This window comes from Pseudomonas sp. Xaverov 259, assembly GCF_019352915.1.
GTDB lineage: Bacteria > Pseudomonadota > Gammaproteobacteria > Pseudomonadales > Pseudomonadaceae > Aquipseudomonas.
Window position 1 is genome coordinate 238,974 of sequence record NZ_JAAAFV010000040.1, and the last position, 26,738, is coordinate 265,711.

Below are 26,738 nucleotides of genomic sequence, written 5' to 3' on the forward strand. Positions count from 1 at the left end.
GCGCTGTTCGCATGGGCCGCAAAGCCACGGTTTAGAGTAGCGCGTGGCGGATTTTGGCCGCTGGTCCGAGGGGTTTTCCCAGCTTTTATTTCATTTTTCCGCCGATCACTCACTTGACCTGCTGGCAGATCGGCGTCTAAATAGAAATATATTGTCAGCGCTGAATAAATATTCAAATGCAGTGCTGAACACTTTCACCCCGCGTGGTCAGCCTCAAAGGAGCCGCTGCATGAATGCCTTCCAGTACGACGCCCACCAGATCAAAGAACAGGCCCGCCTGATCCGGCGCCACGTGATCCGCCTGAACGCCGACTCACCGGCGGGCGGGCATACCGGGGCCGACCTGTCGGAAACCGACATTCTCGCCACCCTGTATTTCCGCATCCTCAACACTGGCCCGGAACGCACCCAGGACCCCGAACGCGATATCTATATCCAGAGCAAAGGCCACGGCGTCGGCGGGTTGTACTGCTGCCTGGCGCAGGCCGGCTACATCCCCACCGACTGGCTGGCGACCTACCAGCACTTCAACTCGCACTTGCCCGGCCACCCGGTACGGCAGAAAACCCCCGGCATCGAGTTGAACACCGGCGCCCTCGGCCACGGCTTGCCGGTGGCGGTGGGGCTGGCGTTGGCGGCGAAGATGTCCGGCAGCAAAAAACGCATTTATGTGCTGACCGGCGACGGCGAGCTGGCCGAGGGTTCGAACTGGGAAGCGGCGATGGCGGCGGCCAAGTACGGGCTGGATAACCTGTTTGTGATCGTCGACAAAAACAAACTGCAACTGGCGGGTTTGACTGCCGAGATCATGCCGCTCGACCCGCTGGACGTGAAATGGGCTGCCTTTGGCTTTCGCGTCAGCGAGTGTGACGGCAATGATGTGAGCCAGTTGATCCCGGCGCTGGAAAGCATGCAGTGCCAAACCGGCGCGCCGCAGGTGCTGATCGCCCACACCATCAAAGGCAAGGGCGTGTCCTTTATCGAAGCCCGCCCCGAATGGCACCACCGCGTGCCCAAGGGTGATGAAATCCACGCAGCATTGGAGGAGTTGAATCATGGCGAGTGAACATCTGGCGAGCGTCATGGTGGAGGCTTTTATTGCTGCGGTAGAGGCGGGCCTCGATGTGGTGCCGGTGGTCAGCGACTCCACCTCCACGGCCAAGATCGGCCCGTTTGTGCAGCGCTTTCCCGAGCGGCTGATTAACGTCGGGATTGCCGAGCAGTCACTGGTCAGCGTCGCGGCGGGCCTGGCGCTCGGCGGCAAGATCGCGGCCACCTGCAATGCGGCGCCGTTTCTGATTTCGCGCGCCAATGAGCAGATCAAGGTCGACGTTTGCTACAACCAGGCCAACGTGAAGATGTTCGGCTTGAACGCAGGCACCAGCTACGGCCCGCTCGCCAGCACACACCACAGCCTCGACGATATCTCGGTGATGCGCGGCTTCGGCAATGTGCAGATTTTCGCCCCGGCCGATGCCATCGAATGCCGCCAGATCGTCGATTACGCGCTGCGCTATCAAGGCCCGGTGTACATCCGCCTCGACGGCAAAGCCTTGCCGGATGTGCATGGCGCTGACTATCAGTTCCAGCCAGGCCAAGTGGATATCCTGCGCCAGGGCTCGGATGTGAGCATCGTCGCCTTGGGCTCGGTTGTGCATGAAGCGGTGGAGGCGGCGGCATTGCTGGCGGAGCAGGGCATTCAGGCGCAGGTGATCAACCTGTCGTCGATCCGGCCGTTGCAGCGCGACGCGTTGCTCAACGCCCTGCGCAATACGCGTGCGGTGGTCAGCGTGGAAGAGCACAACATCAACGGCGGCGTCGGCAGCCTGGTGGCCGAAGTGCTGGCCGAGGCCGGGCTGGGCGTTCCGTTGATCCGCCTGGGCATCGGCGACGGTGAATACGCTGCCGCTGGTGCACGGGAACCCACCCGCGCCTTGCATAACATCGACGCGGCTGGGATTGTGGCGGCAGCCACTCGCGTGCGGTGAACCCAATGACTAACGATAAACCGCTGATCCTGGCAATAGATGAAGGCACCAGCAATGCCAAGGCCGTGCTGGTTAATGAACTCGGGCAGGTGATTGCGCGGGGCTCGCGGCCGCTGAGCATCAGCCATCCGCAGCCTGGGTTCTCCGAGCAGGACCCGCTGCTGATCTGGCAGAACACATTGGCGGCCATTGATGAATGCCTGGCCCAAGTAGATCGGCCGATCACCGCACTGGCTGTCAGTAACCAGCGTGAATCGGTGGTGGCCTGGGATCGACATACCGGTGAACCGCTGTCGCCGTGCATCAGTTGGCAATGCCGACGCTCTACGGCGCTGTGCACTGAGCTGCATGCGCAGGGCCACGAAGCCGTCATCCTTGAGAAAACCGGCCTGGCCCTGGACCCGATGTTCTCGGCCGGCAAGTTTCGCTGGATTCTCGACAACCTGGACAACGGCCACGCCCGCGCCGCTGCCGGTGAAATCTGCCTGGGTACCGTCGATAGTTGGTTGTTGTGGCAACTCAGCGGCGGCCAGGTATTTGCCACCGACTATTCCAACGCGGCGCGCACGCAACTGTTCAACCTGCACACCTGCGCCTGGGACCGGGTTTTGCTGGACCTGTTCGGCATTCCGCTGGCGGCCCTGGCGCCGATCCAGCCCAGCGCCGGCTTTTTCGCCGAAACCGTCGCAGCCGGTGGCTTGCCCGCAGGCATCCCGATCATGGCGATGATCGGCGACTCCCATGCCGCGTTGTACGGGCAGGGCGGCTTTGTACCGGGGCTGGTCAAGGCCACCCTGGGCACCGGCTCATCCTTGATGACGCCCATGAGCGGCCCGATTGCTTCCACCCATGGCCTCTCAACCACCCTGGCGTGGCACGACGGCGCTAAGCCTACGTTCGGCATGGAAGGCAACATCGTGCACACCGGCGCCGCCGTGCAATGGGCCTCGCGGTTGGTGGCGGGTGAGTCGCTGGATGCCCTGGCCGAGCAGGCTGCGCAGTTGCCGGACAATGGCGGCGTGTATTTCGTGCCGGCACTGTCCGGGCTGGGCGCGCCACATTGGCAAGCCGACGCGCGCGGGCTTATTTGCGGCCTGACCGAAGCCACTACCGGCGCGCATCTGGTACGGGCCTCGCTGGAGTCCATCGGCTATCAGATTCGTGATGTGTTCGAGGCGATGCAGCAGGATATCGGCAGCCCGCTCAAGGAGCTTTGGGTGGACGGCGGCGCCACGCGTAACCGCTGGCTGATGCAGTTTCTGGCCAACCTGCTGCAACGCCCGGTGGTGCGCAGTTTGTCACCGGAGGTCTCGGCACTCGGTGCTGCGCACCTGGCGGGCAGGGCGCTCGGAATTTGGGCCAGCGACGAGGCGCTGGCAGCACTGGAGCGCCAGCGTGAGCGGTTTGAGCCGCTGGCGGATGGGCAAATGTCAGCGCGTTACGCCGACTGGAAAAAAGCCCTGGCCCGCACCCTGCTCTAAAGACCGATCGAGATCAAACTGTGGGAGCTGGCTTGCCTGCGATAGCGATCTGTCAGCCACCACCGCTATCGCAGGCAAGCCAGCTCCCACCTGAACCGCGCCGGCCTTCACGGCTTCCAGGTATCCACATCCTTGGCGTCCACCGCCTTGGGCAACAACCCCGCCTTGAAGAACGCATCCGCAATCTTCTGCTGCTCACCCAACTGCTCCACCGTCACCGGCTGCACCTGATAACTGCGGTGCGCATTGGCGGCTTCCACCGTGGCCACATCCAGGTTGCCCCACAGCGGGCCGAGCACTTTGGCCGCGTCCTGCGGGTTAGTTTTCACCCACTGGCCAGCCTTTTCCAACTGCTCATACACCACCTTCAAAACCTCGGGATGCGCCTTGGCGTAAGGCGTGCCGGTCAGGTAGTAGCGCTTGTAGCTGGCAAGGCCCGCACCGTCGGCCAGCGTGCGCGTTGGCAATTGTCGCTGCACGCTGGTGAGGAAGGGTTCCCAGGTGACCCAGGCATCCACCTTGTTGTTTTCGAAGGCAGCGCGACCATCAGCCGGAGACAAATAGGCGGGTTCAATGTCCGCAAACGCCAGGCCGGCTTTAGCCAGGGCAGCGATCAACAAATAGTGGGTGCCGGCCGCTTTGGTCACCGCGATTTTCTTGCCTTTCAAATCCGCCAGCTGCTGAATCGGCGAGTCCTTGCGCACCACGATGGCCTGGGCCGACGGTGAGGGCGCTTCTTGGGCGAAATAGGTGAGTTTGGCCTGGGCTGCCTGGGCGAAGATCGGCACGGTGTCGGCCACGTCCGCGCTGATGTCCACGTTGCCCACGTTCAGCGCTTCAAGCAGCGGCAGGCCGCTGGGAAATTCGTGCCAGCTCACGTCAATATTGTCGGCCTTGAGGGCTTTTTCCAGGGTGCCCTGGGTTTTCAGCAAGGTGATCAGGGTTGAGGATTTCTGGTAACCGATGCGCACGGTTTCCTGGGCCTCGGCACTCACCGCGACGGAAAAAGCCAATAACCCGATAACAGCGGCGAGGGGACGACGAATAGACATGGCGCGCTCGATCTTCAGCGAAATAGCGCCAAGCTTAAAGTTATGAAAAGCATTCGATAAATACTCTTTCGATCTGAGCTTAGGGCGCTTTTTGCAGCGTCCGACCAATCGGGCATAACCATAGAGTTATATGATTCTTTCATAATTACTCGTGATTAATATAATCAAAAGCAAATTCACCCGCGAAGACGCTTTATGACCACACGCCGCCAGATCCATTTGTCAGCCTTCCTGTTAAGCGGCCCGGTGGTGCACAGCCACGCGGTGTGGCGCCACCCGCAAACCGTCGGAAATTACCTCGACCCCGAGTACTACACGCGCATCGCCAAGGTCGTGGAAGAAGGGCTGTTCGACTTCCTGTTCTTCGCCGACCGCCTGGCCGTGGGCGACCAGATGGGCGGCTCCCGTGAGTTCGCCTTGCGCTACGGCGCCCAGGACGCCACGCGCCTCGACCCATTGCCGATCCTCTCGTACCTGGTTGGCCAGACCAGCAAGCTTGGGCTGGGCGCGACCCGTTCCACCACCTATTACGAACCGGCGCATATTGCCCGCGAATTTGCCACCTTGGACCACCTGTCCAAGGGCCGCGCGGCGTGGAATATCGTCACATCGATGAATGACAGCGAAGGGCGCCTGTTCGGTAAGGCCAAGCACCTGGAGCACGACCTGCGCTACGACCGCGCCGATGAGTTCGTCGAGGTCGCGCTGAAGCTCTGGAACAGTTGGGGCAAGGACGCGCTCAAGCTCGACCGCGAAAGCGGCGTGCTTGCCGACCCGGCATTGATTACCTCGGTGCAACACCAGGGCGAGTGGTTCCGGGTCGAAGGCCCGCTGAATATCCCGCGCTCGCCCCAGGGCCGGCCGGTGCTGATCCAGGCCGGGTCTTCCGGGCGTGGTCGGCGCTTTGGCGCGCGGTGGGCCGAGGCGATTTTTACCATTCACCCGCACCTGGCGGCCATGCGCGCCTTTCGCGATGACGTGCGCGCCCAGGTGGTGCAACAAGGCCGCGCCGCCGACAGCTGCAAAATACTCACGGCGGTGATGCCGTTTATTGGTGGCAGCGAAGCCGAAGCCCGCGCCAAGCGCGACCAGCACAACGCCCTGGCGCGGCCGGAGTTGGGGCTGGTAACGCTGGCTTCGCAATTGAATGTGGACCTGTCGCCGTTCCCGTTGTCGGCCACCCTGGCCGAGGTGGCGCAATCGCCGCTGATCCACGCGGCGGCCGCTGAAAAACTGCTGATGCAAGGCTCTGAACTGACCCTGGAACAACTCGGCCGGATCTTCGCCAGCAGCGTGCGCGTGCCGCAACTGGTGGGCACCGGCGCGCAGATCGCCGACCAATTGGCCGAGCTGTTCGAGCAAGGCGGTTGCGACGGCTTTGTGATTTCGCCGGGGTACTTGCCGGGCTCATTCACCGAGTTTGTCGAGAGCGTGATTCCGCACTTGCAGCGCAAGGGCTTGTTCCGCACCGCGTACGAAGGCTCGACGCTGCGTGAACACCTCGGTCTGGCGGATCTCACGCACTGAATGCACTGAATGTGGGAGCTGGCTTGCCTGTGATAGCCATAGGTATCTACACAACCGGTTAGGCTGTTGTGGCGAGCAGGCTTGTCGAATCGTCGCACCGCCTGCGTTGGGCTGCGAAGCGGCCCCAGTACAGGCACTGCAATTTTTCTGAAAGAACTCAGCGTCTGGTTTTGGGGCTGCTCCGCAGCCCAACGCAGGCGGTTCGACGATTCGACAAGCCTGCTCGCCACAGGAGAAATTGGCTGCCTTCAAAAGTTGTGTAGATACCTATGCTGCGATAGCGGTGGGTCAGTTTGCATCGTTGTTGACTGACACTGCGCAATCGCAGGCAAGCCAGCTCCCACATTCGGACCGTGGTGGTTTTTTTATTGGGTATATCAATTTAAAAAGGGAATTACGCATGGCTGCTTTTGATCACTTGACCCGTCGCCACTTGCTTGGCATGGCCGGTATTTCCCTGGCCAGCCTGGCGCTGCCAAGCCTGGGCTTTGCGGCCGACGAGCACGCCGGGCACGGTACGCCCGCGGAACCTGCAGGCACCGGCGAGTTCATCCGCCTCGACGCGCCGCGCAAGCTCAAGCTGGCGGTCAACCTCAACGCTGTGTGCCTGGCGCCGGTGGTGATCGCCCACGGGCAGGGCTTCTTCACCAAACATAACCTCGAAGTGGAGCTGGTCAACTTCGGCAACTCCACCGAAGTACTGCTCGAAGCCATCGCCACCGGCAAGGCAGATGCCGGTATCGGCATGGCGCTGCGTTGGCTCAAGGCGCTGGAACAAGGCTTTGACGTCAAGCTCACGGCCGGCACCCACGGCGGTTGCTTGCGCTTGCTGAGTGCGGCGAACGGTGGCGTGAATAAGCTCGAAGACCTCAAGGGCAAGGCTATCGGCGTCACCGACATGGCCAGCCCCGACCGTAACTTCTTCTCGATCCTGCTGAAAAAGCACGGCGTCGACCCGGTGCGCGACGTCGAATGGCGCCTGTACCCGGCCGACCTGCTGGGCACCGCGCTGGAGCGTGGCGAAGTACAGGCGGTGAGTGGCAGTGACCCGTTCATGTACCGCCTGATCAAGTCCGGCGTGGCGCGGGAATTGTCCACCAACCTGGTGGAGGAATACGCCAACCTCAGCTGCTGCGTGGTCGGCGTCACCGGCAAGCTGGTACGTGAAGACAAACGCGTGGTCGCGGCGCTGACCCAGGCGATTCTGGAGGCCCACGACTATTCCGTGCAGCACCCCGAAGAAGTCGCCAAAGGCTTCCAGGCCTATGCGCTGAATACCACGACTGAAGAAGTGCAGGCGATTCTGCACGACCACACCCACGGTCACCATGCGGTCGGCGCGGCATTGACGCAGGAAATCACCACCTATGTCACCGACCTGAAAACCGTCGAGGTGATCAGCAAAGGCACCGACCCGGTGGAGTTTGCCAAGGAGATCACCGCTGATGTCTTCAGTTGATGCAACTACCCTGAACCCAAGCCTGGCATTCAAGGCTGGCTGGCAGGGCGCAACGGTGGTGGCTGCCTGGGTGGCCGCGGCGCTGTTGATCAGCTATTGGCCCAATGCCGTGCGCCATTGGCCAATGACCCAAGGGCTGGCCAATGTGTGCGTGGCGGTGGCAGCGTTGTTTATCCTGTTGAGCTTGCTGGGCCTGCGTTATTCGCGACTCGGCCAGCGCCTGAAAAACGCCGGGCCTTGGCTGATTGCCTTACCCGTGTTGCTGGGTCTCTGGGAGCTGCTCACGGCCAAGCTGGCGCTGCTGCCGGTGCCGTTTTTCGCGCCGCCCCAGGCCTTGCTTGCGGTGTATGTCGAAGACTATGCGCGCCTGGCCGACAGCCTGCTGCATTCGGCCTTGCTGCTGGGTTCGGGCGTGGCGCTGGGGGCGGCTACCGGGTTTGTCGCGGGCGTCTCCATCGGCTGGTCCACACGCATCGGCTACTGGTTGCACCCGGTGCTGCGCATCCTCGGGCCGGTGCCGTCGACGGCGTTGCTGCCGCTGTGTTTTTTCCTGTTTCCCAGCAGTTGGAGCGCGAGTGTTTTCCTGATCGCCCTGGCCACCTGGTTTCCGGTCACGGTGCTGACCTGGTCCGGTGTGGCGAGTGTCGATAAAGCCTATTACGACGTGGCGCGCACCTTGGGTGCCAGGCCGGGCTTCCTGATTTTCAAAGTGGCGATTCCCGCCGCGCTGCCCCATGTATTCGTCGGCCTGTTCATGGGCCTGGGCGCCTCGTTTTCGACCTTGGTGGTGGCCGAAATGATGGGGGTCAAATCCGGCATCGGCTGGTACTTGCAATGGGCCCAGGGTTGGGCCGCTTACGCGAACATGTACGCGGCCTTGTTGATCATGGCGCTGGCGTGTTCGGGGTTGATCACCGGCTTGTTCCTGGTGCGTGACCGCTTGTTGGCCTGGCAGAAAGGAGCGATGAAATGGTAGCGCTGGCACAGGCAGTACAGCCCTCGGCAGGGCTGGCGCTGCGGATTGAAAACCTCAGCCATGGCTTTGCACTGGACGGCCAGCATTTGCCGGTATTGGAGCGGGTTTCCCTGGAGGTGGCGCCAGGGGAATTCGTGGCGTTGCTGGGGCCTTCGGGCTGCGGCAAATCCACCTTGCTGCGCCTGGTGGCCGGGTTGGAACCGGCTGACTCCGGCCGTTTGCTCGCCGACGGGCAAGCCATCACCGGCCCGGACCCAAGCCGCGTGGTGGTGTTTCAGGACCCAACCCTGTACCCGTGGCGCCGCGTATGGGACAACGTAGCGCTGGGTTTGGAAGCCCAAGGCCTGCTCAAGACCCATTCGGCCAAGGTCGACCAGGCCCTGGAAAAAGTCGGCCTCAGCCCGTTTGCGCGCGCCTATCCTCGGCAACTCTCCGGTGGTATGGCCCAGCGCGTGGCGTTGGCCCGTGCGCTGGTCAACCAGCCACGGCTGCTGATCCTGGATGAGCCCTTGGGCAAGCTGGACTCGTTGACGCGCATCACCATGCAAAAGGAGCTAATCGATCTGTGGCAGCGCCAGGGCTACACGGCGCTGCTGGTGACCCACGACGTGGAAGAGGCCTTGCTGCTGGCCAACCGCGTGATCGTGTTCAGCGACCGCCCGGCGAAGATCCAGGCGCAGTTGACCATCGATCGGCCTTATCCTCGGCATCGCGATGATGCCTATCTGGTGGATTTGCGCCGACAGATACTGGGGTTGTTGGGGTTGGGGGAGAGCTGGTAGTTGTCAGTCTGATCGTTCCCACGCTCTGCGTGGGAACGCCGCTTGGGGCGCTCCGCGTCCCGCACCCCCACAGTCTGACTGCATAGTCCTTGACACCGCCAACCCCAACGCGCAAGGATCAACTCAATTTTAGAGAATTGAGTTTCAGCAATGGCGAGAATCCATAAGCCAACCGAATTCGCCGACTTGTTAAAGCAATACGGCTTGGAGGTGTTCGAGCTGGCGCGCCTTTACAAAGCGGTCGACGACAAAGGTCGGTACTTGCACTGGGATGAATTTCGTCGATATCCCGCGCCGGGCATCAATAAAGACGCCGCTTGGGCCGCGATCAAAATGTCGCGGGCCTGCGCCAGCAAGACCCTCGAACTGCGTAGCGAGTGCGGCAGCCCATTTTTTGTGTGTGCCACGGATTTCTGTGACGCGGTCGTTCACGCCGTAGAGTCGCTGACGTCCAGATTGGGCGGGGCGGCGGCGTCGTCTCCGCAGTACCGGGATAACACCCGCTACCTGGTTGACGCCTTGATGATGGAGGAAGCCATTTCCAGCGCCCAACTGGAGGGCGCGGCGACAACCCGCAAGATCGCCAAGGACATGTTGGCCAAGGAACGCCCGCCTCAAGATGATGATGAGCGGATGATCCTGAATAACTATCAGCTGATGAAGCATGCCAAATACAACAAGGACGAAAGCCTGTCGCTCGGGTTGATCTGCGAGTTTCATGGCATTGCCACGGCGGGCATTGATGAAGCGCATGTTCATCCGGGAGCCATCAGGGACGAAGACGATGTTTTTGTCGGCGGTGCGGGCAATGACATTGTGCATCAGCCGCCCAAGGCAGTCCTGCTGCCAGCCAGGCTTGAAGCGCTCTGCCGGTTTGCCAATGAGCGGCATGATGGGCAGGAGGGCAGGCACTTTATCCACCCGGTGGTCAAAGCCATCATCCTGCATTTTATGCTGGGCTATGAGCATCCTTTCAGGGACGGGAACGGGCGAACCGCACGCGCCTTTTTTTATTGGTTCATGCTCAAAAGTGGTTACTGGCCATTTGAATATATTTCTATCAGCACGCTGCTTAAAGAGGCGCCAATGCAATATGGGCGCTCCTATGTCTACACGGAAACTGACGCCTTTGACCTGACCTATTTCGTGATTTATCAATTGCACGTCATCGAGCGGGCGATGCAGGCGTTCATGATGCATTTCGAGGCCAAAAGGAAAGAGGCCACCGCGCTGATGGGCTGGCTGGATACGCTTGAATTGAAAGATGCACTCAATTATCGGCAGGGGCATTTTCTGAAAAAGGTGCTGCAACACCCAGGGCGTACCTTCACGCCCAAGGAGATCACCCATGACTATGACGTTTCGGAAAATACTGCGCGTAAGGACCTGGAGAAGTTGGTCGGCATGAAGGTGCTGTTCAAGGTCCAGGAAGACAAAAGCTTCCTGTACCTGGCCAGGAATGACGCCGAAGCCAACCTGAAGAAACTCGCATCCAAGGCCTAGGTGCGCTCAAACCTGCTCCTCCGCCCGCAACTGCACGCTCATCTCATCACAACTGTTTGCCCAGTCGCTCAGCCACTGAGGCATGGGCGGTGACGCTTCGGCCAAGCCGAGTTCGCGCACGAAGTCGGCCGGGGGCAAGGTGCCTTTGGCACTGCGGAACAGGCCGCGCATCACCACCACGCCCACCACTCGGCCCCGGCTGATAAAGCGGTGCTCCATCAGGCTCCATTTGTGGTCCCAGCCGAGCATGCGCGTGTGTACCTCGAACACTTCAAAGAGCTTCAGCTCGCGGCGGAACTTGCCCCAGGTGTCGCCCACAATCGGCAACGCCTTATTGCGCAGGGCCACGCGAAAAGCGCCGGTACGCAGCACAAAATCCATCCGCGCAACGTCTGCCAGGGTGAAATACCGGCCATTGGTGACATGCCGGTTGATATCCAGGTCCAGCGGCCACACCCGCATGCGCACCACCGTGGTGTCCAAACCCTGCACGGGCTTGCGCCAGGGCCGACGGAACAACATGAACAGCAATCGAAACCAGAGATTCATACACGTGCCAGGCAGTTGATCGGAAGCCGCACTGTACGGGGGCAGAATCGGCTAAGGTAGGTGCGCAAATGACTTATTACATGCGAAAAACGCAAACAGGCTTTTTATGCACATTACCTTGCTCCTGGCCGATGATTGCTCCGCCGCCAACGCCACCTTGGTGCTGGAAATGCTCGGCGCCGCCAATCTGTTTGCCGACAGCCCACCCTTTGAGGTTGTGGTGGTCTCCCTTGACGGCCAGCCCGTCACTACCGGGGGCGGGCTGCAGATACAGGTGGCGTGCGCGGCGGCGCAGGTGCGCCGCACCGACCTGATCCTGATTCCCGGTTTCCTGTTTACCCTCAAGCAGGCCTTGCCCACCTTTCATGCCTACGGCCCGTGGCTGCGCGCGCAATATGCCCAGGGCGCGGTGCTGGCATCGATGTGTACCGCAGCTTTTTTGCTGGCGGAAACCGGCCTGTTGCAAGGCCTGCATGCCACCACCCACTGGGCGTTTACCGAGTTGTTCCGGCGCCGTTACCCCGACGTGACCCTGGAGGACACGCAGATCCTGTGTGAAGAAAACCGTGTGATCACCAGCGGTGGCGCCAGCGCCGCGATGGACCTGATGCTGCACCTTATCCGCCGCTTCGGCTCACCGGAACTGGCACATACCTGTGGCAAATACCTGTTGATCGACGGCGTGCGTACCGAGCAGTCGGTGTACGCCCTGTGGTCGCTGCCCAAGAACCACGGCGACGGCGAGATCCTGCGGGTGCAGCATTGGCTGGAGCAGCACTTTGCCCAGGCGTTGGTGATTGACGACGTGGCGCTGCGCTTTGGCTTTGGCGTGCGCAATTTCAAGCGACGTTTCAAGGAGGCGACCGGCTATACGCCCATTGGTTACGTGCAAACCCTGCGCCTGGAGCGGGCCAAGCAGATGCTGGAGTCCACGCGCATGACCCTCGAAAGCATCACCTACGCGGTCGGTTATGAAGACAGCAATTCGTTTCGCCGCCTGTTCCAGCAGCGCGTGGGCATGTTGCCAGCGGCGTATCGCAAGAAATTTCTCGCCACGGCCTGAATCAGCGACGTAGTTGCGCCTGCGCTTCAATACATTCCACCAGAAACTCCATCACCACTTTCACCGACGGTGAGCGGCGCATATCCGGGTACACCGTCAGCCAGATATCACGCACCGGGCCATCGCTGGGCGTGGGCAACCGCGTCAACAGCGGGTCGGCATCGCCCACCAAGGTGGGCAGTACCACTGCGCCGACCTGCGCGCGGGCGGCCATTTGCTGGGTGATCAACTCGCTGGCGGCAAACACGATAGGGCGTGGGCCGCGCAGTTGGTGCAGCCAGGCTTGCTGGGGCAGGTGGTCGCGGCTGGCGTCGTAGGCGATGAAGGTCCATTGGGCTGCCGGCAGGTGTTCGAGCGCAGGCGCGGCGTACAAGCCGAAGCGCACCACGCCGACCTTGCGCCGCACCAGGGCTTCTTCGTCGGGGCGCAGGGTGCGCAAGGCGATGTCGGCTTCGCCTTTGTCCAGCGCGGCCAAATGGGTGGACGGCATCAGTACCAGGTTTAACTGCGGATACTGGCTGCGCAACCGCGCAAGCTGGGGCGCAATGCAATGGTTGGCGATGGAAGGCGGGCAGCTGACGCGCACTGTGCCGGCCAGTTCGATGGAGGCCACGCGCGACAAGCGCATCACCTGCGTGGCCATATCGCCCATGCCCGCCGCTACTTGCGCCAAGGCCAAACCTTGCGCCGTGAGCGGGCGGCTGCGGGGCAGGCGGTCCACCAGTTTTACGCCCAGGGCTTTTTCCAGCGCATCGACCCGGCGCCCGACGGTGGCGTGCTCCACCTGCAACTCGCGGGCGGCGGCCGACAGTGACTGGGTGCGCGCCAGCACGGTGAAGTAGTAAAGGTCCTGCCAATCGAACATCGGGTTATTTCCGCACGGAGGCTGGGAAAGATTGGGGAATATTCCAACCGAATAAACCCTTTTACCATGGCCGCTTCCCAGTGCAAACGGAGTTGTTCCCTGATGAAAGCCATCACCCTGCAAGCCTACGGCGGCCCCGACGTCGCCCAACTGCGCCATGATGTGGCCAAACCCCAAGTCACGGCCGGGCATGTGCTGGTCAAGGTGGCCTGCGCCGGGATTAATTTCATGGATATTCATACGCGCCAGGGCAAATACGCCGCGTCGGTGACCTACCCGGTGCACTTGCCCTGCACCTTGGGTATGGAAGGCGCCGGCGTGGTGGTTGAGGTCGGCCCCGGCGTGAGCCATCTGGCGGTGGGCGACCGCGTGGCCTGGTGCATTGCCTGGGGCGCTTATGCCGAATACGCCAACGTGCCCGCCGACAAAGTCGCGCAGATTCCGACTGCCATCGGCTTTGATCAGGCCGCAGCCGCGATGTTTCAGGGTTGCACCGCGCACTATCTGATTGAGGATGTGGCGCGCTTGCAGGCGGGCAGCAGCTGCCTGATTCACGCGGCGTCCGGCAGCATCGGCCAGTTGCTGGTGCAGATGGCGCGGAGGTTGGGTGCGACGGTGTTCACCACCGGCAGCAGTGCCGAAAAATGCGCGATTGCCCGGCAACGCGGTGCTCACCAGGCCTGGACCTATGACGGCTTTGCCGATCAGGTGCTGCAAGCCACGGATGGCCGCGGGGTGGATGTGGTGTTTGACTCAGTCGGCAAAACCACCTTGCGCGAGAGTTTCCGCGCTTGCCGCACGCGGGGTTTGATCGTCAACTACGGCAACGTGTCGGGCTCACTGACCGACCTGGACCCGATTGAATTGGGCGAGGCGGGCTCGCTGCTTTTGACCCGACCACGCCTGGCCGACCATATGGCCGACGGGGCGACCGTGCAGCGGCGTGCCAATGCGGTGTTCGCGGCGATGCTGGAAGGGTCGTTAAGCGTGGAGATTGAGGGCCATTACCGCCTGGAGACGGTGCAACAGGTACACGCACGCATCGAGGCGCGCCAGCAGATCGGCAAGGCGGTGTTGTGGGTGGACCGTGATCTGCACTGATTGGTGTGTTGAGCAGGCTTAGTGTGGTGAGCAAGCTTGTTGTGGCGAGCAGGCTTGCCCTGCGTTGGGCTGCGAAGCGGCCCCAGTGCGGCTAATGCGATTTTTCGGTTAAACCGCGTGTTCAGGTTTCAGGGCCGCTGCGCGCCCCAACGCAGGGCAAGCCTGCTCGCCACAACAGCCCATTAACCAGAAGTCGGGTGGGTACATGGCCAGATCGCAGGCGAAAAAAAACCGGCTGATCAGGCCGGTTTGGGGTACCTCACCAACAGCGAGGGTTATACGTGATTGCTCTGCAGACGATCCGCACCACCTTCAGCCAGGCCACGTTCCTGCAGACGATCCGCACCACCTTCAGCCAGGCCACGTTCTTGCAGGCGATCCGCACCGCCTTCGGCCAGGCCGCGTTCCTGCAAACGATCAGCACCGCCTTCGGCTATACGGCGTTCCTGCAGACGGTCAGAACCGTTTTCGGCTACGTGGCTGCCTTGCAGGCGATCCGCGCCGCCTTCAGCGACAACTGGTTGGGCAAAAGCGTTGGCAGCCAGTACCGAGAAAGCGAGGCTAAGCAAGAGTTGGCGTTTCATGATGGTGTGCTCCGAGAGTTGTAGTTGGGTGTTGCCGGGTATGGGTTTGATGGTACGCGTTGGATTTTTTAAGAGAACTTCATTGCGCTGATGGTGACTATCGACGCCAGCGATGGCCCGTTTTGGCGGGCCATCGTGCAAGCGCTCAAGGCATCTGCGGCAGTTCCTGAGGGCGCAGGTCAAACACCAGCACCTCGGCGTCTTCGCCATGGCTCAGACGGATCTGGCGTTCATTGCGCAGCCGTGCGCCGTCGCCTTCCTGCAAGCGTTGGCCATTGAGTTCAACGCTGCCGCGGGCCACATGCACGTACACATGGCGGTCCACCGGCACGTCCAGGGTGGCGGCTTCGTCGCCGTTGAACAGCCCGGCATACACCCGTGCATCCTGGCGAACGTTCAGCGAGCCATCCGTGCCTTCCGGCGAGATGATCAGTTGCAAGCGCCCACGTTTTTGCGCCGCGCTGAAGTGCTCCTGCTGATAGCGCGGCTCGGCGCCGACCACATTCGGCACGATCCAGATTTGCAGGAAGTGCACGCCATGGCTCTGGCTGTGGTTGAACTCGCTGTGGGCCACGCCGCTGCCGGCGCTCATCAGTTGCACGTCGCCAGGGCGAATCACCGAGCCGGTGCCCAGGGTGTCCTTGTGTTCCAGGGCGCCTTCGAGCACATAGGAGAAAATCTCCATGTCGCGGTGCGGGTGCTGGCCGAAGCCTTTACCGGCGGCGACGCGGTCATCGTTGATCACCAGAAGGTCGGAAAAACCCTGCTCCTTGGCATCCCAGTAGTTGGCAAACGAGAAGGTGTGGAACGACTTCAACCAACCGTGATTGGCGGCGCCGCGTTCTGAGGCTTTGCGAAGGGTCAGCATGGGGTGTTCTCCTCAAGGGAAGCCGGGCTGCAAGGTGCAGGGCTTCGGTGTGAGGAGAAGCTTACTGTTTAGCGGGGAGTTGATTAAGACGCTGCAATCTGAATGACTGTCTCTTTGCAGTTGACGATTGCCAGCTGCGCCGCCCGTAGGCGATGGCGATAGCTCAGTTGGCGTTTGCGCCAGGCCAACGGGTTCAGCCCTTCACTGCGGCTGAACTGGTGACAGAAGTGCGCCTGGTCGCAGAACCCGCATTCCTGGCTGATCTGCGTCAGGCTCAGAGCAGAGCCGGTGATCAGCAGCTTGGCCTGCTGGATACGTTGCTGGCGAATCCATTCCTGCGGCGCCACGCCCGTGGTGCGTTTGAAGGCGCGGGAAAAATGACTGCGCGACAGTTCGCAGGCGCGGGCCAGTTCAGTCACCTCCAGCGGCTCTGCCAGGTTGGCGAGGATCAGCTGCTTGACCTTCTGTTCCCGCTCGGAGCACAACGTTGCGCCTGGTTGAGCCATGATCAATACCCGTGGACAGCGTGACGGAGAGTGAAAACCCAGTGTAGAGCACATACGTGCAATTTTTCGCTACAGCGTCGTCGCACACTGGGCCCAACGCTCTTGCCGCCAGGCGGCCTCTGTCAAGGAAACCCTATGAACGCCGATCTGATTCTGTTCAACGGCCAGTTCCACACGGTCGACCGTGAAAACCCGCATGCCACTGCCGTCGCCATCCACAAGGGTCGCTTTGTAGCGGTCGGCACCGACGGCGAGGCCATGGCCCTGCGCGGCAGCGGTACCCAGGTCATCGACCTCAAGGGCCGCACCGTGATCCCAGGCCTTAACGACTCGCACCTGCACCTGATTCGTGGCGGGCTGAATTACAACCTCGAATTGCGCTGGGAAGGTGTGCCGTCCCTGGCCGATGCGTTGCGCATGCTCAAGGACCAGGCGGACCGCACCCCGACGCCGCAATGGGTGCGCGTGGTGGGTGGCTGGAACGAATTCCAGTTCGCTGAAAAACGTATGCCGACCTTGGACGAACTCAACCAGGCCGCGCCGGACACGCCGGTATTCGTGCTGCACCTGTATGACCGCGCCTTGCTCAACCGCGCCGCCCTGCGGGTGGCCGGCTACACCAAGGAGACACCGAACCCGCCCGGTGGCGAGATCGTGCGTGACAGCCATGGCAACCCCACCGGCATGCTGGTGGCGCGGCCCAACGCGATGATCCTTTATGCAACCTTGGCCAAAGGGCCGAAATTGCCGCTGGAATATCAGGTCAACTCGACGCGTCAGTTTATGCGTGAACTCAATCGCCTGGGCCTTACCAGTGCCATTGATGCCGGCGGTGGTTTCCAGAATTATCCCGATGATTATGCGGTGATCGAGCAACTGGCCAAGGACCAACAGCTGACGGTGCGCATCGCCTACAACCTGTTCACCCAGAAGCCCAAGGAAGAACTCAGCGACTTCAAACACTGGACCGGCAGCGTCACGCTGCATCAGGGCGATGATTACCTGCGTCACAACGGCGCCGGTGAGATGCTGGTGTTTTCGGCGGCGGATTTCGAAGACTTCCTTGAGCCACGCCCCGACCTGCCGTTGACCATGGAGCAGGAACTGGAACCGGTGGTGCGCCATTTGGTTGAGCAGCGCTGGCCGTTCCGGCTGCACGCCACGTACGACGAATCCATTTCGCGCATGCTCGATGTGTTCGAGAAGGTCAATCGCGACATTCCATTCAACGGTCTGCCGTGGTTCTTCGACCACGCCGAAACCATTACGCCACACAATATCGAGCGTGTACGTGCCTTGGGCGGAGGTATTGCGATTCAGGATCGCATGGCGTTCCAGGGTGAGTATTTTGTCGAGCGTTACGGCGCCAAGGCAGCCGAGGCCACGCCGCCGATCAAGCGCATGCTGGCCGAAGGCGTGCCGGTGGGGGCGGGCACGGACGCGACGCGGGTATCGAGCTACAACCCGTGGACCTCGCTGTACTGGATGGTCAGTGGGCGCACGGTGGGAGGGTTGGAACTGCATGCCGAAGGGTTGCCGCGTCTCACTGCGCTGGAACTGTTTACCCACGGCAGCGCTTGGTTCTCGTCGGAGCAGGGCAAGAAGGGCCAGATCAAGGTTGGGCAACTGGCGGATGTGGCGGCGTTGTCGGCGGACTTTTTCAGTGTTGATGAAGAGGCGATCAAGTGGATTGAGTCGGTGTTGACGGTGGTGGGCGGCAAGGTGGTGTATGGCGCTGGCGACTTTGAAGATTTCGCGCCGCCGCAGGTGCCGGTGTTGCCGGACTGGTCGCCGGTGGTCAAGGTGCCGGGGCATTGGCGGCCGAGTTCGCCGTTACAGGCGCAGGTGCATCAATGCAGTGGGCCTTGTGGTGTGCATGCCCATGGGCATGAGAAGGCGCGGCTTTCGAGCGTTCCAGTCAGCGACTTTCAGGGGTTTTGGGGGGCGTTTGGGTGTTCGTGTTTTGCCTTTTGATTGCTTATGTTGGTGTGTGAGTGGTTGAAGCAAAAGCCAGATCAAGTGCAAGGCAAAAGCCTGTCTACCTGATGCAACGCGGTCTAAATGTGGGAGCGGGCTTGCTCGCGAATGCGGTGTATCAGTGACAGATGAATTGACTGATCCACCGCATTCGCGAGCAAGCCCGCTCCCACAGTTGACCACATGCAGTTTTGAATATGAGGTCGGCTGCGGATTTTCATGCACTGAAGAGCTCCCACCTTTGACCGAGTATGGCTCTGCTGTTGCTGTTGGGGCGAAGGCCCTTTGCTAGCTTTTGGGTCTTTCCAAAAGTGAGCCGCCGTAAGGGTGGAACCCTATGTGGCCGTTACCGCAGCAACGGATACGCACCCAGCGCTCCTGCAACCCCCCCAGATCTCATCCCTCTCACCGGCATTTGCTTTGCGGTTTGGCGACTGCCAGGCTATAAACCAGCCAAATGTCCACCGAGAAGCGACAATGAACCCCTTCGAAGACATGCGCCTGTTTTGCCAGGTCATGGAGTCCGGCAGCTTCACCGCCGCCGCCGAGCAACTGGGCTTGTCCAAACAATTCGTCAGCCGCCGCCTGATCCAGCTGGAAGACCGCTTGGGCGTGCGCCTGCTCAACCGCTCCACGCGTCGATTGGACGTTACGCCACTGGGCCAGAGTTATTACGAGTCGGCCTTGCGCCTGCTCGCTGAAGTCGAGCAAGTGGAGCAGGGCATCGCCGGCCAGAACAGCGAACCACGGGGTACGATCCGGCTCAGCGCGCCGTTGTCGTTTGCCATGGCCCATCTGGGCTGCCTGCTGCCGCAGTTCCTGCAACGTCACCCGCAGGTGTCGGTGGAAGTCGACTTGAGTGATCGTCCGGTGGACCTGATCGGCGAGGGCTACGACCTGGTCTTGCGCATCGGCACGCTGGAAGACTCGACCCTGATTGCCCGGCGCATCGCCAGCGTGCAGCGGGTGTATTGCGCCAGCCCCGACTACCTGGCCTTGCGCGGCACGCCGCTCAAGCCCGAAGACCTGGCCGACCACGACTGCTTGCCCTATGGCCATGGCCGTCAGGTGCAATGGCGTTTCAAAGGCAAGTTGCAGGCGCTCAACGTCAGTGGGCGCATGCGCGTGAACAATGGCGAATTGCTGCGCGACACTGCGATCGCCGGATTAGGCGTCACCTACCTGCCGACCTTTATCGTTGCCGAGGCGCTGAAAGACGGGCGCTTGGTAACCCTGCTGGAAGACTTCGCCCCCGAAGCCCTGACCTTGTCGGCGGTGTACCCGCAGCACCGGCAAAGTTCGCGGCCAGTGCAGGCGCTGGTGGAGTTTTTGCGCGAGCGCCTGGCTAGCGGTTGCTGACCCACACGCATCTATTGTGAAGACTGGCTTATGTGGGAGCTGGCTTGCCTGCGATAGCATCACCTTGGTGTGACTGACACACCGAGGTGACTGCATCGCAGGCAAGCCAGCTCCCACACAAGCCAGCTCCCACACACATTCAAGGGTCGACAAGATTGGCCAACGTCGAACCCTGCACATACCGCTGCAGATTCGCCAGGAACGTATCGGCAATCTCCTGCTGGCTGTTGGTCGAAATCGCCGAGGTGTGCGGCGACAACCGCACCCGTGCATGGCTGTACAGCGGGTGCCCTGGCGGCAGTGGCTCAGGTTCGGTCACATCCAGCGAGGCCAGGCCGACCTGACCGTTATCCAAGGCTTCCAGCAGCGCTTCCTGATCCAGCAAGCCACCGCGCGCGATATTGATCAGGTGCAATCCCGGCTTGGCGCTGCCGAGCACATCCCGGTCGACAATATGCCGCGTGGCCTCGGTGAGCGGCGCCGCCAGCACCAGGTGGTCGGCGCGGGCGAACAGGTCGTGAATATCCTTGGCGGCCTCAACATGTTCCACCTCAAAGGGCGCCTGGCTCTGGCGCAGCGCAACCACGTTGATCCCCAGGGCCAGGGCTTTTTGCGCCAGGCTTTTGCCGATCGCACCAAAGCCCAGAATGCCCAATGTGGTGCCCTTGAGCGGGCGCAACGCGGTGAAATTCCACTGGGCATCCTTCACCCAAATATCCGGCAAATGCTTGGCCGCCGCAAAGATCGCCGCCAGGGCGAACTCGGCAAGGTTATCGGCCGCGCTGCCCCGTGAAGTGGTCACCGGCGGGCCGTTGAACAGCCATTGTGGGTAGAAGTCGATGCCCGACGACACCAGATGCACCCACTGCGCGCCATACGGCCAGCCTGGCGGCGGAGTATCGGGCGCGGTGTAGCCGCGCACATTGATAGGGCGCAGCAGCAGGATATTGGCCTGGGGCGGCAGGTCGCTGGGCACACCGGCCGGCACGCCAATGACCTGGGCCTGGGGGTGGATCGAGGCAAGGCGTTGGCGCAATACCTGGTTGTAATCTTCGTCCAGCTGGCTGGCGATAATCACCTGACTCATAAGCGTTCCTTATTCATTGTTGCGCACGTTGCGCGAACACCGCTTTACCCACACCTTGCAGCACCGCGTCGTTCTGCGGCGTATGCACGCGGCTGCACAGCACGTCGCGGTAATGCCGTTGCAGCGGGCTATGGCGCGACAGGCCAGGGTTGCCCGAGGCTTCGATGGCCAGCTCCACGGCGCGGATCGCATTGCCGGTCACCAGGTATTTAAGCTGCGCCGCATTGGCGGCTGGCGTGTGGCCTTGGTCGGCGGCATCGAGCAGGCTGCGGTTGGCAAACAGCAGGGTGTCGATATGGCCGACGGTTTCCTGAAAACGCGGCAAGCTCGACAGCGCGGCGCCTAGGTTGGACGGCTTGCGTTCTTCCAGCCAGTGCACCAGCCAATCCCGAGCGGCCTGGGCCACGGCGTCGTACACCGACGACAGCAGCACCGACATCCACAGGAACCCATCGCCATCCAGCTCCGGTTGTGGTGCGCTCCAGGGGCTGACGCTGACGGCATGGTCCAGCGGCACCAGGACGTTATCGAGCACCACTTCGTGGCTGCAAGTGGCGCGCATGCCCAGGTGGTCCCAGGTGTCGATGATGCTCACGCCGGGGCTGTTTTTCGGCACCAGCCATGCGCCCACCAGCGGGTCGGCATCATCACTGCGTGCCCACACGCTGAACCAGCTCAGGCCATGGCTGCCGGTGGAGTAAATTTTGCGGCCGCTGATGCGCCAGCCTTCGGCGGTGCGCACCGCCGTGGTCGCCGGCAGCCCGCCACGGGCTGGGGTGCCCAGGTCGGGTTCGACGCGCAGGGCGTTGATCAACGCACCGTTGCGCACGGCGTCTTCGGCGACTTGCACGCGCAGGTGCTGCGGCCAGGTTTTGCTGTCTTGCAGGCGGGTGTGTTGCAGGTACTGCATCACCAGAATCAGCGCGGTCGAAGGCTCGCCCTTGGCAATCGCGCTGATAGCCTTGCGCGCCTGCGGCAAGCTGGCGCCACCACCACCCAGGGCCTTGGGCACGGTGAGGGCGACCAGGCCACGTTCATGCAGCCGCTTGAAGTTGGCGTGGGGGAAGGCCCCGCTTTGGTCATACAGGTGCGCGGTGCTGGCCAGCTCGGCGCTGAGGCGTTCGAGCAGGGCGTCGAACTGCGCCGAACCTTGTGGGAGCTGGCTTGCCTGCGATGGCGGTGGATCAGCCACCCGCAATGCAGGCCCAGAGACCGCTATCGCAGGCAAGCCAGCTCCCACATTGGCTAATCGGTTGAGAGGCTCACTCATGCCAGCGCTTCCTGTTGCACTTCAACTTCGCTGTAACGGTTGGCCGGCACCTCCAGCCCCAGGTTATCGCGCAAGGTCTGGCCGCTGTACTCGCTGCGAAACAGCCCGCGTTGCTGCAGCACCGGCACCACTAGTTCGGTGAAGTACTGCAAGCCATCGGGCAGCACCGAGTTGATGATGAAGCCGTCGCTGGCGCCGGACTCGAACCAGGTTTGAATCGCATCGGCGACCTGCTCCGGGGTACCGACAAAATCGCGCTTGGGACGCGAAAAGCGCAAGGCCACTTCGCGCAGGGTCAAGCCTTCGTCCCTGGCCAGTTGCTTGATACGGTCGGAACCGCCTTTCTGGCTGTTGCTGCCCAGGTCGCCAAGCTCCGGGAACGGTGCGTCCAGCGGGTATTGGCTGAAGTCGTGGTCGTTGAAGGGGCGGCCCAGCGCCACAATCGCATCTTCGACGGTGACCAGGTCCACGGCCTGTTGATAGCGACTCTCCACCTCGGCGGCATCGCGCCCGACAATCGGGCGGATGCCCGGCAAAATCGCCAGGCTGCCCGCATCACGGCCAAAGCCCTTGGCGCGGCGTTTTAAGTCAGCCGAGTAAGCCTTGCCTTCTTCGAGCGTCTCCACATGCACAAAAATCGCATCGGAATGCTCAGCGGCAAAGTTGCGCCCATCCTCAGAGGTGCCCGCCTGGAAAATCACTGGCTGGCCCTGACGCGAACGGGCGATGTTCAGCGGGCCTTTGACCGAGAAAAATTCACCCTTGTGGTTCAGCGCATGCAGTTTGTTGGGGGTGAAAAACTCGCCGCTCTGCTTGTTATAGGCAAAGGCGTCGTCTTCCCAGGAATCCCACAGGCCCTTGACCACGTTCAAGTGTTCCTTGGCGATGCGGTAGCGCACGGCGTGGGGCGGGTGCTCGGCCTTGCCGAAGTTGTCGGCGGTGCCGCTCAGCCAGGAGGTGACCACGTTCCAGCCGGCGCGGCCGCCGCTGATATGGTCCAAAGAGGCGAACTGGCGCGCCACCTGGTAGGGCTCGGTGTAGCTGACAGTCACGGTGGCGACCAGGCCGATATGGCTGGTCAACGCGGCGAGGGCCGAGAGAATGGTCAGCGGCTCGAAACGGTTGAGGTAATGCGGGCTGGATTTGGCGTGAATGTGCAGGCTGTCGGCGATAAACACGAAGTCGAACTTGGCCGCCTCGGCCAGTTCAGTTTGTTGTTTATAGAAGCCAACGTTCGTACTGGCATTCGGTTGCGCCTGCGGATGGCGCCATTCACCCCAGCCGTGACCGACACCGTGGACCATAGCGCCCAGTTTCAGATGACGTGGCGTGCTCATATGCGGCTCCTTGCTTAGCGCGATGCTTGGGAAGTGGGAAAACGTTCGGCGTTAAAACTCGTGTCGAAACCCTGGGACACGTCGATGCGCTTGGGCAGCAGGCCTTCTTGCTGATAGGTGTCGGCGGTGGCTTGCAGGCCCTTGATCACGCTGCCGTCAATCACCACGGGATTCAGTTGCGTGTCTTTGGCCACCTCCAGGTGTACCGCCAAGGGCAGGCCGGTAATTTTGGCTTGGGCAGCGGCGTATTCATCCGGGTGTTTGTTGGCCCAGGCGTAGGCACGGTCGACGCGGGCTACGAAGTCATCCAGTTGCGGGCGTTTGTTGGCGATGGCCTGGCTGGTGGCGGCGAAGTACAGGTGGTTGCTCAGTAACGCCTTACCGCTGACCAGAACCCGGGCGTGGCTTTGTGAGGTGACCACCGTGGTGTAGGGGTCCCACGTGGCCCAGGCATCGACGGTGCCGTTATCGAGTACCAGCCGGGATTCGGCAGGCAGCAGAAAAATGAATTGCACATCCTTGGTCGTCAGGCCCGCGCTGGCCAAGGCCCTGATCGCCAGGTAGTGCCCGATGGAGCCGCGCCCGGTGACGATTTTCTTGCCCTTGAGGTCGGCGGCCGTCTGGATCGGCGAGTCCTTGGGCACCACCAGGGCAGTGGTGTTGCGCCCTTCGGCGTGGATGATGCTGACCACCTTGAGCGCGGCCCCGGCGCCCAAGGCGAACACATACGGTGCATCGCCGAGGGCGCCAATATCGACGGCACCTGCGTTCAGGGCTTCGCCCAGCGGCGAGGCGGAAGGGAACTCTGACCACTGGATTTGATAGGGCACGTTTTGGGTTTCGCCGGAGGCTTCCAGCAGCGCCTTGATCGTGGATTTCTGGTTGGCCACCCGCAGCGGTTGCAGGTCGGCGGCGTGTGCAGTGCTGAGCAGGCCGAGGACCAGGGCGCTGCTCAGCAGAAGGTGTTTGAAGGGCGTGCTAAAGACCATGATGGATAAATCCCAGGCAAATTGAAAAAGTGTGGGTTACCTCCGCCTGGCAAGGGGTCGGTGTGGCCTGCCCCGGTGTGGGCAGGCGTGAAGGTGGTTCAGATCACGTAGAAACCGTGGGTGCCATCGCGCGCCAGTTGGTCGACCAGGCCGAATTCCCAGTCCAGGTACGCTTGCATGGCTTCCTTCGGGCTGTCGGTGCCTTCGTACGGGCGGCGATAGCGATCGATACGCGGTGACGCGAGATGGGTCTCGCCTTCTTCCAGCGGCAGTTTTTCGGCGATCCAGTTAAGCGTGCCCCCTTGCAGCAGGAACACCGGCTTGCCGGTGATGGCTTCGACTTCGGCGACCGCCAGGCGCGCCAGTTGGCTGGTGCCGCAGGTCAGCACATAACGTTCGGCAGGCGGCACTTTGGTCAGGGCCTGGGGCAATTGCGCGCGCAAGGCCCAGAAGGCACCGGGGATATGGCGTTTGACGTAGTTGACGCTGGGGGTGAAATCCAGCACCGCCGTGTCGCCATGGGGCAGCCACTCGGCAAGGGTGTGGGGGCTGATCAGTTCGGCCTGCAAGGGCGCCGGCACCGGCGCGACCCAGGCGCCTTGTTCGCTGAAGTTCGCGGGTTGTAGGTCGTCCAGCACATGCACCTCCCAGCCCAATTGCGCGAGCCATGAGGCGGACATATTGGCCCGCACGCCGTCGTCATCGGCCAGCACCAAGCGCGCTCCGCGCACGCTGGCCACATGGTCGGTTTCCTGCACCAGTTGGCCGCCCGGTGTGGCGCGCGCGCCCGGCAAGTGGCCGGCTTCGAATTCTTCCGGCGTGCGTACATCGAACAGGTAGGTGGTGCGGGTCGGCTCCTGCTGCCAGCGTTGCAGGTCGTTAAGTGTGGCGCGGCCGACGCGTGCTTTGTCGGCGACGCGGCGCGCGTCTGCGGCGGCGATTTGACGGTGTTCTTCCGAGGTCGGTGCAAAGCGGCGCGCTTGGCCATGGGCGAGTTTCTGCCCGGCCAGGGTCCAGCCGATGGTGCCGTTGCGCAGTGCCGACACCGGGTTGGCGATGCCTGAGTTGATCAGCGACTGGGTGCCGATAATGCTGCGGGTGCGCCCGGCGCAGTTGACGATGATGCGGGTGGCCGGGTCCGGCGCCAGTTCACGCGCGCGCAGCACCAATTCGGCTCCCGGCACACTGATGCCGGTGGGAATGCTCATGGTCTGGTATTCGTCGAAGCGGCGCGCGTCGAGCACCACCACATCGGCCTGGCTGTCGAGCAGGGCCTGCACTTCTTCGGCGGCCAAAGACGGCGTGTGGCGCTCGCTCTCAACCAGCTCGCCGAAGGCTTTGCTCGGCACATTCACGTCGATAAACAGCTCGCCACCGGCGCGACGCCAACCGTCCAGGCCGCTTTCGAGCAGGCTGACCTGGGTGTAGCCCAACGCAACCAGGCGTGCGGCGGCGCGTTCGGCCAACCCTTCGCCATTGTCGTAGACCGTCACTTGGGTATCGCGACGGGGAATACGCGCATACACCTCCAGCTCCAGCTTGGACAGTGGGATATTCGCAGCGAACAGCGGGTGCGACTCGGCAAAGGGCGCTTCTTCGCGCACGTCGACCAAGGCGACTTCTTCACGGTCCAACAGGGCCTGGCGAATCTGGGCGAAGCTGCGGTTCGGTACGGTGGTCATAGGGCAGGGCTCTTTTCTTTGGACAAATCCCAGATGTTCGGGAGGTAGGCGTTGGAATAACCGGAGATAAACAGTTTCTCGCTGCCGTCGGGCTGATACACCGCGCGGCGCACGGCACCAATATTGGCGCCGTATACATGAATGCTGATCGACACCTGGTCACTGTGGGCATTGCTGACCTGGTGGATATCACCGACCTTGGGCGACACCGCCTCAACCTGGCCGGGCAGCAGTTGAACCGGTGTGCCTTCGGCCACCAGGCTGCCATCGGGCGCGCGTTCAAAACCCTGGGAAAACTCCGCACCGCGCAACATGCCGATCAGGCCCCACACCCGATGGTCGTGAATCGGCGTGCGCTGGCCCGGCCCCCACACGAAGCTGACGATGCTGAAACGCTGGCGCGAATCGGCATGCAGCAGAAATTGCTGATAGCGCTCTGGATCAGGTTGGGCGTACTCGTCGGGGAGCCAGTCGTCATGGCTGACCAGTTGCGCCAACAGCTTGCCGCCACGGTGCAGCAGGTCGCCTTCGCGTGGGTTGCCGTCAATCAGCTCGGCCAGGGCGCCTATAAAGGCTCTGAGTCTTTCGGGGTGTTGAGCCTGGGTCATGGCAGTTCCATCAATACTTTTATTGGGATGGCGTGATGGGTTTATATAAGCATAATGTTTATAGTTAATATGCTATTTTTTAATGATTAGCTTATAGCTTTAGGTAATTTAGAACCGGTCTGAAT

Annotated in this window: 24 protein-coding genes; 12 read left to right on the top strand and 12 right to left on the bottom strand. The window is 61.9% G+C overall.

Annotated elements, in window-relative coordinates:
• Window positions 1-229 precede the first annotated feature (229 nt).
• The 3 genes from K0H48_RS18150 to K0H48_RS18160 are packed head-to-tail and all read left to right on the top strand — an operon-like array spanning window position 230 to window position 3,469.
• Window positions 230-1,066 carry a transketolase gene (locus K0H48_RS18150; RefSeq protein ID WP_219268541.1) on the top strand — a complete coding sequence of 279 codons (837 nt, stop codon included), beginning with the start codon at window positions 230-232 and terminating at the stop codon, window positions 1,064-1,066.
• Window positions 1,056-1,988 (top strand): transketolase family protein, encoded by a 933-nt coding sequence (locus K0H48_RS18155; RefSeq protein ID WP_219268542.1) that lies wholly within the window; start codon window positions 1,056-1,058, stop codon window positions 1,986-1,988. Before K0H48_RS18150 ends, K0H48_RS18155 begins: the two co-directional genes overlap by 11 nt.
• A 5-nt stretch (window positions 1,989-1,993) precedes the next feature.
• Window positions 1,994-3,469 (top strand): FGGY family carbohydrate kinase, encoded by a 1,476-nt coding sequence (locus tag K0H48_RS18160; protein WP_219268543.1) that lies wholly within the window; start codon window positions 1,994-1,996, stop codon window positions 3,467-3,469.
• Window positions 3,470-3,576: 107 nt separating this feature from the next.
• Here K0H48_RS18160 and K0H48_RS18165 read toward each other — a convergent pair whose 3' ends face one another.
• Complete coding sequence (locus K0H48_RS18165) at window positions 3,577-4,521, bottom strand: aliphatic sulfonate ABC transporter substrate-binding protein (protein ID WP_219268544.1); 945 nt, start codon at window positions 4,519-4,521, stop codon at window positions 3,577-3,579.
• Between the two features lie 195 nt (window positions 4,522-4,716).
• Between K0H48_RS18165 and K0H48_RS18170 the strand changes: the two genes are divergently transcribed.
• The 5 genes from K0H48_RS18170 to K0H48_RS18190 all read left to right on the top strand — a co-directional run bounded on the left by K0H48_RS18170 (window position 4,717) and on the right by K0H48_RS18190 (window position 10,768).
• Window positions 4,717-6,048 (top strand): LLM class flavin-dependent oxidoreductase, encoded by a 1,332-nt coding sequence (locus tag K0H48_RS18170; protein ID WP_219268545.1) that lies wholly within the window; start codon window positions 4,717-4,719, stop codon window positions 6,046-6,048.
• A 400-nt stretch (window positions 6,049-6,448) separates the two neighbouring features.
• Window positions 6,449-7,507: an ABC transporter substrate-binding protein gene (locus K0H48_RS18175; protein WP_219268546.1), complete on the top strand. Its 1,059-nt coding sequence runs from the start codon at window positions 6,449-6,451 to the stop codon at window positions 7,505-7,507.
• Complete coding sequence (locus K0H48_RS18180; RefSeq protein ID WP_219268547.1) at window positions 7,494-8,483, top strand: ABC transporter permease; 990 nt, start codon at window positions 7,494-7,496, stop codon at window positions 8,481-8,483. The genes K0H48_RS18175 and K0H48_RS18180 overlap by 14 nt, the downstream gene beginning before the upstream one ends.
• Window positions 8,477-9,265 carry an ABC transporter ATP-binding protein gene (locus K0H48_RS18185; RefSeq protein ID WP_219268548.1) on the top strand — a complete coding sequence of 263 codons (789 nt, stop codon included), beginning with the start codon at window positions 8,477-8,479 and terminating at the stop codon, window positions 9,263-9,265. The genes K0H48_RS18180 and K0H48_RS18185 overlap by 7 nt, the downstream gene beginning before the upstream one ends.
• 150 nt (window positions 9,266-9,415) lie before the next feature.
• Window positions 9,416-10,768, top strand: coding sequence for a Fic family protein (locus K0H48_RS18190; protein WP_219268549.1), 1,353 nt, complete (start codon window positions 9,416-9,418; stop codon window positions 10,766-10,768).
• A gap of 6 nt (window positions 10,769-10,774) precedes the next feature.
• Here K0H48_RS18190 and K0H48_RS18195 read toward each other — a convergent pair whose 3' ends face one another.
• Window positions 10,775-11,317, bottom strand: coding sequence for an acyl-CoA thioesterase (locus tag K0H48_RS18195; RefSeq protein WP_219268550.1), 543 nt, complete (start codon window positions 11,315-11,317; stop codon window positions 10,775-10,777).
• A 106-nt stretch (window positions 11,318-11,423) separates the two neighbouring features.
• Between K0H48_RS18195 and K0H48_RS18200 the strand changes: the two genes are divergently transcribed.
• Window positions 11,424-12,380 carry a GlxA family transcriptional regulator gene (locus K0H48_RS18200; protein ID WP_219268551.1) on the top strand — a complete coding sequence of 319 codons (957 nt, stop codon included), beginning with the start codon at window positions 11,424-11,426 and terminating at the stop codon, window positions 12,378-12,380.
• Window position 12,381: 1 nt separating this feature from the next.
• Here K0H48_RS18200 and K0H48_RS18205 read toward each other — a convergent pair whose 3' ends face one another.
• A complete protein-coding gene (locus K0H48_RS18205) occupies window positions 12,382-13,245 on the bottom strand; it encodes a LysR family transcriptional regulator (RefSeq protein WP_219268552.1) in 864 nt (287 codons plus the stop codon).
• A gap of 102 nt (window positions 13,246-13,347) precedes the next feature.
• On the opposite strand from K0H48_RS18205, the gene K0H48_RS18210 reads away from it, so the two are divergent.
• The gene (locus tag K0H48_RS18210) at window positions 13,348-14,346 is read left to right on the top strand and encodes a quinone oxidoreductase (RefSeq protein WP_219268553.1); all 999 of its coding nucleotides are present in this window, start codon (window positions 13,348-13,350) and stop codon (window positions 14,344-14,346) included.
• 275 nt (window positions 14,347-14,621) lie between these two features.
• Here the strand turns inward: K0H48_RS18210 and K0H48_RS30970 are convergent, their stop codons facing one another.
• The 3 genes from K0H48_RS30970 to K0H48_RS18225 all read right to left on the bottom strand — a co-directional run bounded on the left by K0H48_RS30970 (window position 14,622) and on the right by K0H48_RS18225 (window position 16,304).
• On the bottom strand, window positions 14,622-14,930 hold the full coding sequence (locus K0H48_RS30970) for a hypothetical protein (RefSeq protein WP_307877375.1): 309 nt from the start codon (window positions 14,928-14,930) through the stop codon (window positions 14,622-14,624).
• Window positions 14,931-15,075: 145 nt separating this feature from the next.
• Complete coding sequence (locus tag K0H48_RS18220; RefSeq protein ID WP_219268555.1) at window positions 15,076-15,798, bottom strand: pirin family protein; 723 nt, start codon at window positions 15,796-15,798, stop codon at window positions 15,076-15,078.
• Between the two features lie 83 nt (window positions 15,799-15,881).
• Window positions 15,882-16,304: a helix-turn-helix domain-containing protein gene (locus tag K0H48_RS18225; protein WP_138453781.1), complete on the bottom strand. Its 423-nt coding sequence runs from the start codon at window positions 16,302-16,304 to the stop codon at window positions 15,882-15,884.
• A gap of 135 nt (window positions 16,305-16,439) precedes the next feature.
• On the opposite strand from K0H48_RS18225, the gene K0H48_RS18230 reads away from it, so the two are divergent.
• Both K0H48_RS18230 and K0H48_RS18235 read left to right on the top strand, forming a co-directional pair.
• Complete coding sequence (locus tag K0H48_RS18230; protein WP_219268556.1) at window positions 16,440-18,278, top strand: amidohydrolase; 1,839 nt, start codon at window positions 16,440-16,442, stop codon at window positions 18,276-18,278.
• 480 nt (window positions 18,279-18,758) lie between these two features.
• Window positions 18,759-19,640, top strand: a complete 882-nt coding sequence (locus K0H48_RS18235; RefSeq protein ID WP_219268557.1) for a LysR family transcriptional regulator — start codon at window positions 18,759-18,761, stop codon at window positions 19,638-19,640.
• Between the two features lie 139 nt (window positions 19,641-19,779).
• Here the strand turns inward: K0H48_RS18235 and K0H48_RS18240 are convergent, their stop codons facing one another.
• The 6 genes from K0H48_RS18240 to K0H48_RS18265 all read right to left on the bottom strand — a co-directional run bounded on the left by K0H48_RS18240 (window position 19,780) and on the right by K0H48_RS18265 (window position 26,613).
• Complete coding sequence (locus K0H48_RS18240; protein WP_219268558.1) at window positions 19,780-20,727, bottom strand: D-isomer specific 2-hydroxyacid dehydrogenase family protein; 948 nt, start codon at window positions 20,725-20,727, stop codon at window positions 19,780-19,782.
• A gap of 13 nt (window positions 20,728-20,740) precedes the next feature.
• Entirely contained in the window at window positions 20,741-21,997 is a 1,257-nt protein-coding gene (locus K0H48_RS18245; RefSeq protein ID WP_257627020.1) for an acyl-CoA dehydrogenase family protein, read from the bottom strand.
• Window positions 21,994-23,334 (bottom strand): LLM class flavin-dependent oxidoreductase, encoded by a 1,341-nt coding sequence (locus K0H48_RS18250; RefSeq protein ID WP_219268559.1) that lies wholly within the window; start codon window positions 23,332-23,334, stop codon window positions 21,994-21,996. Before K0H48_RS18250 ends, K0H48_RS18245 begins: the two co-directional genes overlap by 4 nt.
• Before the next feature lie 14 nt (window positions 23,335-23,348).
• A complete protein-coding gene (locus K0H48_RS18255; RefSeq protein WP_219268560.1) occupies window positions 23,349-24,323 on the bottom strand; it encodes an ABC transporter substrate-binding protein in 975 nt (324 codons plus the stop codon).
• Window positions 24,324-24,421: 98 nt separating this feature from the next.
• On the bottom strand, window positions 24,422-26,005 hold the full coding sequence (locus K0H48_RS18260) for a rhodanese-related sulfurtransferase (protein WP_219268561.1): 1,584 nt from the start codon (window positions 26,003-26,005) through the stop codon (window positions 24,422-24,424).
• Window positions 26,002-26,613 carry a cysteine dioxygenase gene (locus K0H48_RS18265; protein ID WP_219268562.1) on the bottom strand — a complete coding sequence of 204 codons (612 nt, stop codon included), beginning with the start codon at window positions 26,611-26,613 and terminating at the stop codon, window positions 26,002-26,004. The genes K0H48_RS18260 and K0H48_RS18265 overlap by 4 nt, the downstream gene beginning before the upstream one ends.
• Between the last annotated feature and the right edge of the window lie 125 nt (window positions 26,614-26,738).

Excerpts from the sequence above, each read along its gene's own strand:
- K0H48_RS18195 (WP_219268550.1), bottom strand. The coding sequence starts at position 11,317 with ATGAATCTCTGGTTTCGATTGCTGTTCATGTTGTTCCGTCGGCCCTGG.
- K0H48_RS18160 (WP_219268543.1), top strand. The coding sequence starts at position 1,994 with ATGACTAACGATAAACCGCTGATCCTGGCAATAGATGAAGGCACCAGC.
- K0H48_RS18155 (WP_219268542.1), top strand. The coding sequence starts at position 1,056 with ATGGCGAGTGAACATCTGGCGAGCGTCATGGTGGAGGCTTTTATTGCT.
- K0H48_RS18180 (WP_219268547.1), top strand. The coding sequence starts at position 7,494 with ATGTCTTCAGTTGATGCAACTACCCTGAACCCAAGCCTGGCATTCAAG.
- K0H48_RS18260 (WP_219268561.1), bottom strand. The coding sequence starts at position 26,005 with ATGACCACCGTACCGAACCGCAGCTTCGCCCAGATTCGCCAGGCCCTG.
- K0H48_RS18255 (WP_219268560.1), bottom strand. The coding sequence starts at position 24,323 with ATGGTCTTTAGCACGCCCTTCAAACACCTTCTGCTGAGCAGCGCCCTG.
- K0H48_RS18185 (WP_219268548.1), top strand. The coding sequence starts at position 8,477 with ATGGTAGCGCTGGCACAGGCAGTACAGCCCTCGGCAGGGCTGGCGCTG.
- K0H48_RS18250 (WP_219268559.1), bottom strand. The coding sequence starts at position 23,334 with ATGAGCACGCCACGTCATCTGAAACTGGGCGCTATGGTCCACGGTGTC.
- K0H48_RS18220 (WP_219268555.1), bottom strand. The coding sequence starts at position 15,798 with ATGCTGACCCTTCGCAAAGCCTCAGAACGCGGCGCCGCCAATCACGGT.
- K0H48_RS30970 (WP_307877375.1), bottom strand. The coding sequence starts at position 14,930 with ATGAAACGCCAACTCTTGCTTAGCCTCGCTTTCTCGGTACTGGCTGCC.
- K0H48_RS18265 (WP_219268562.1), bottom strand. The coding sequence starts at position 26,613 with ATGACCCAGGCTCAACACCCCGAAAGACTCAGAGCCTTTATAGGCGCC.
- K0H48_RS18230 (WP_219268556.1), top strand. The coding sequence starts at position 16,440 with ATGAACGCCGATCTGATTCTGTTCAACGGCCAGTTCCACACGGTCGAC.
- K0H48_RS18170 (WP_219268545.1), top strand. The coding sequence starts at position 4,717 with ATGACCACACGCCGCCAGATCCATTTGTCAGCCTTCCTGTTAAGCGGC.
- K0H48_RS18150 (WP_219268541.1), top strand. The coding sequence starts at position 230 with ATGAATGCCTTCCAGTACGACGCCCACCAGATCAAAGAACAGGCCCGC.
- K0H48_RS18190 (WP_219268549.1), top strand. The coding sequence starts at position 9,416 with ATGGCGAGAATCCATAAGCCAACCGAATTCGCCGACTTGTTAAAGCAA.
- K0H48_RS18165 (WP_219268544.1), bottom strand. The coding sequence starts at position 4,521 with ATGTCTATTCGTCGTCCCCTCGCCGCTGTTATCGGGTTATTGGCTTTT.
- K0H48_RS18245 (WP_257627020.1), bottom strand. The coding sequence starts at position 21,997 with ATGAGTGAGCCTCTCAACCGATTAGCCAATGTGGGAGCTGGCTTGCCT.
- K0H48_RS18200 (WP_219268551.1), top strand. The coding sequence starts at position 11,424 with ATGCACATTACCTTGCTCCTGGCCGATGATTGCTCCGCCGCCAACGCC.
- K0H48_RS18235 (WP_219268557.1), top strand. The coding sequence starts at position 18,759 with ATGAACCCCTTCGAAGACATGCGCCTGTTTTGCCAGGTCATGGAGTCC.
- K0H48_RS18210 (WP_219268553.1), top strand. The coding sequence starts at position 13,348 with ATGAAAGCCATCACCCTGCAAGCCTACGGCGGCCCCGACGTCGCCCAA.
- K0H48_RS18240 (WP_219268558.1), bottom strand. The coding sequence starts at position 20,727 with ATGAGTCAGGTGATTATCGCCAGCCAGCTGGACGAAGATTACAACCAG.
- K0H48_RS18205 (WP_219268552.1), bottom strand. The coding sequence starts at position 13,245 with ATGTTCGATTGGCAGGACCTTTACTACTTCACCGTGCTGGCGCGCACC.
- K0H48_RS18225 (WP_138453781.1), bottom strand. The coding sequence starts at position 16,304 with ATGGCTCAACCAGGCGCAACGTTGTGCTCCGAGCGGGAACAGAAGGTC.
- K0H48_RS18175 (WP_219268546.1), top strand. The coding sequence starts at position 6,449 with ATGGCTGCTTTTGATCACTTGACCCGTCGCCACTTGCTTGGCATGGCC.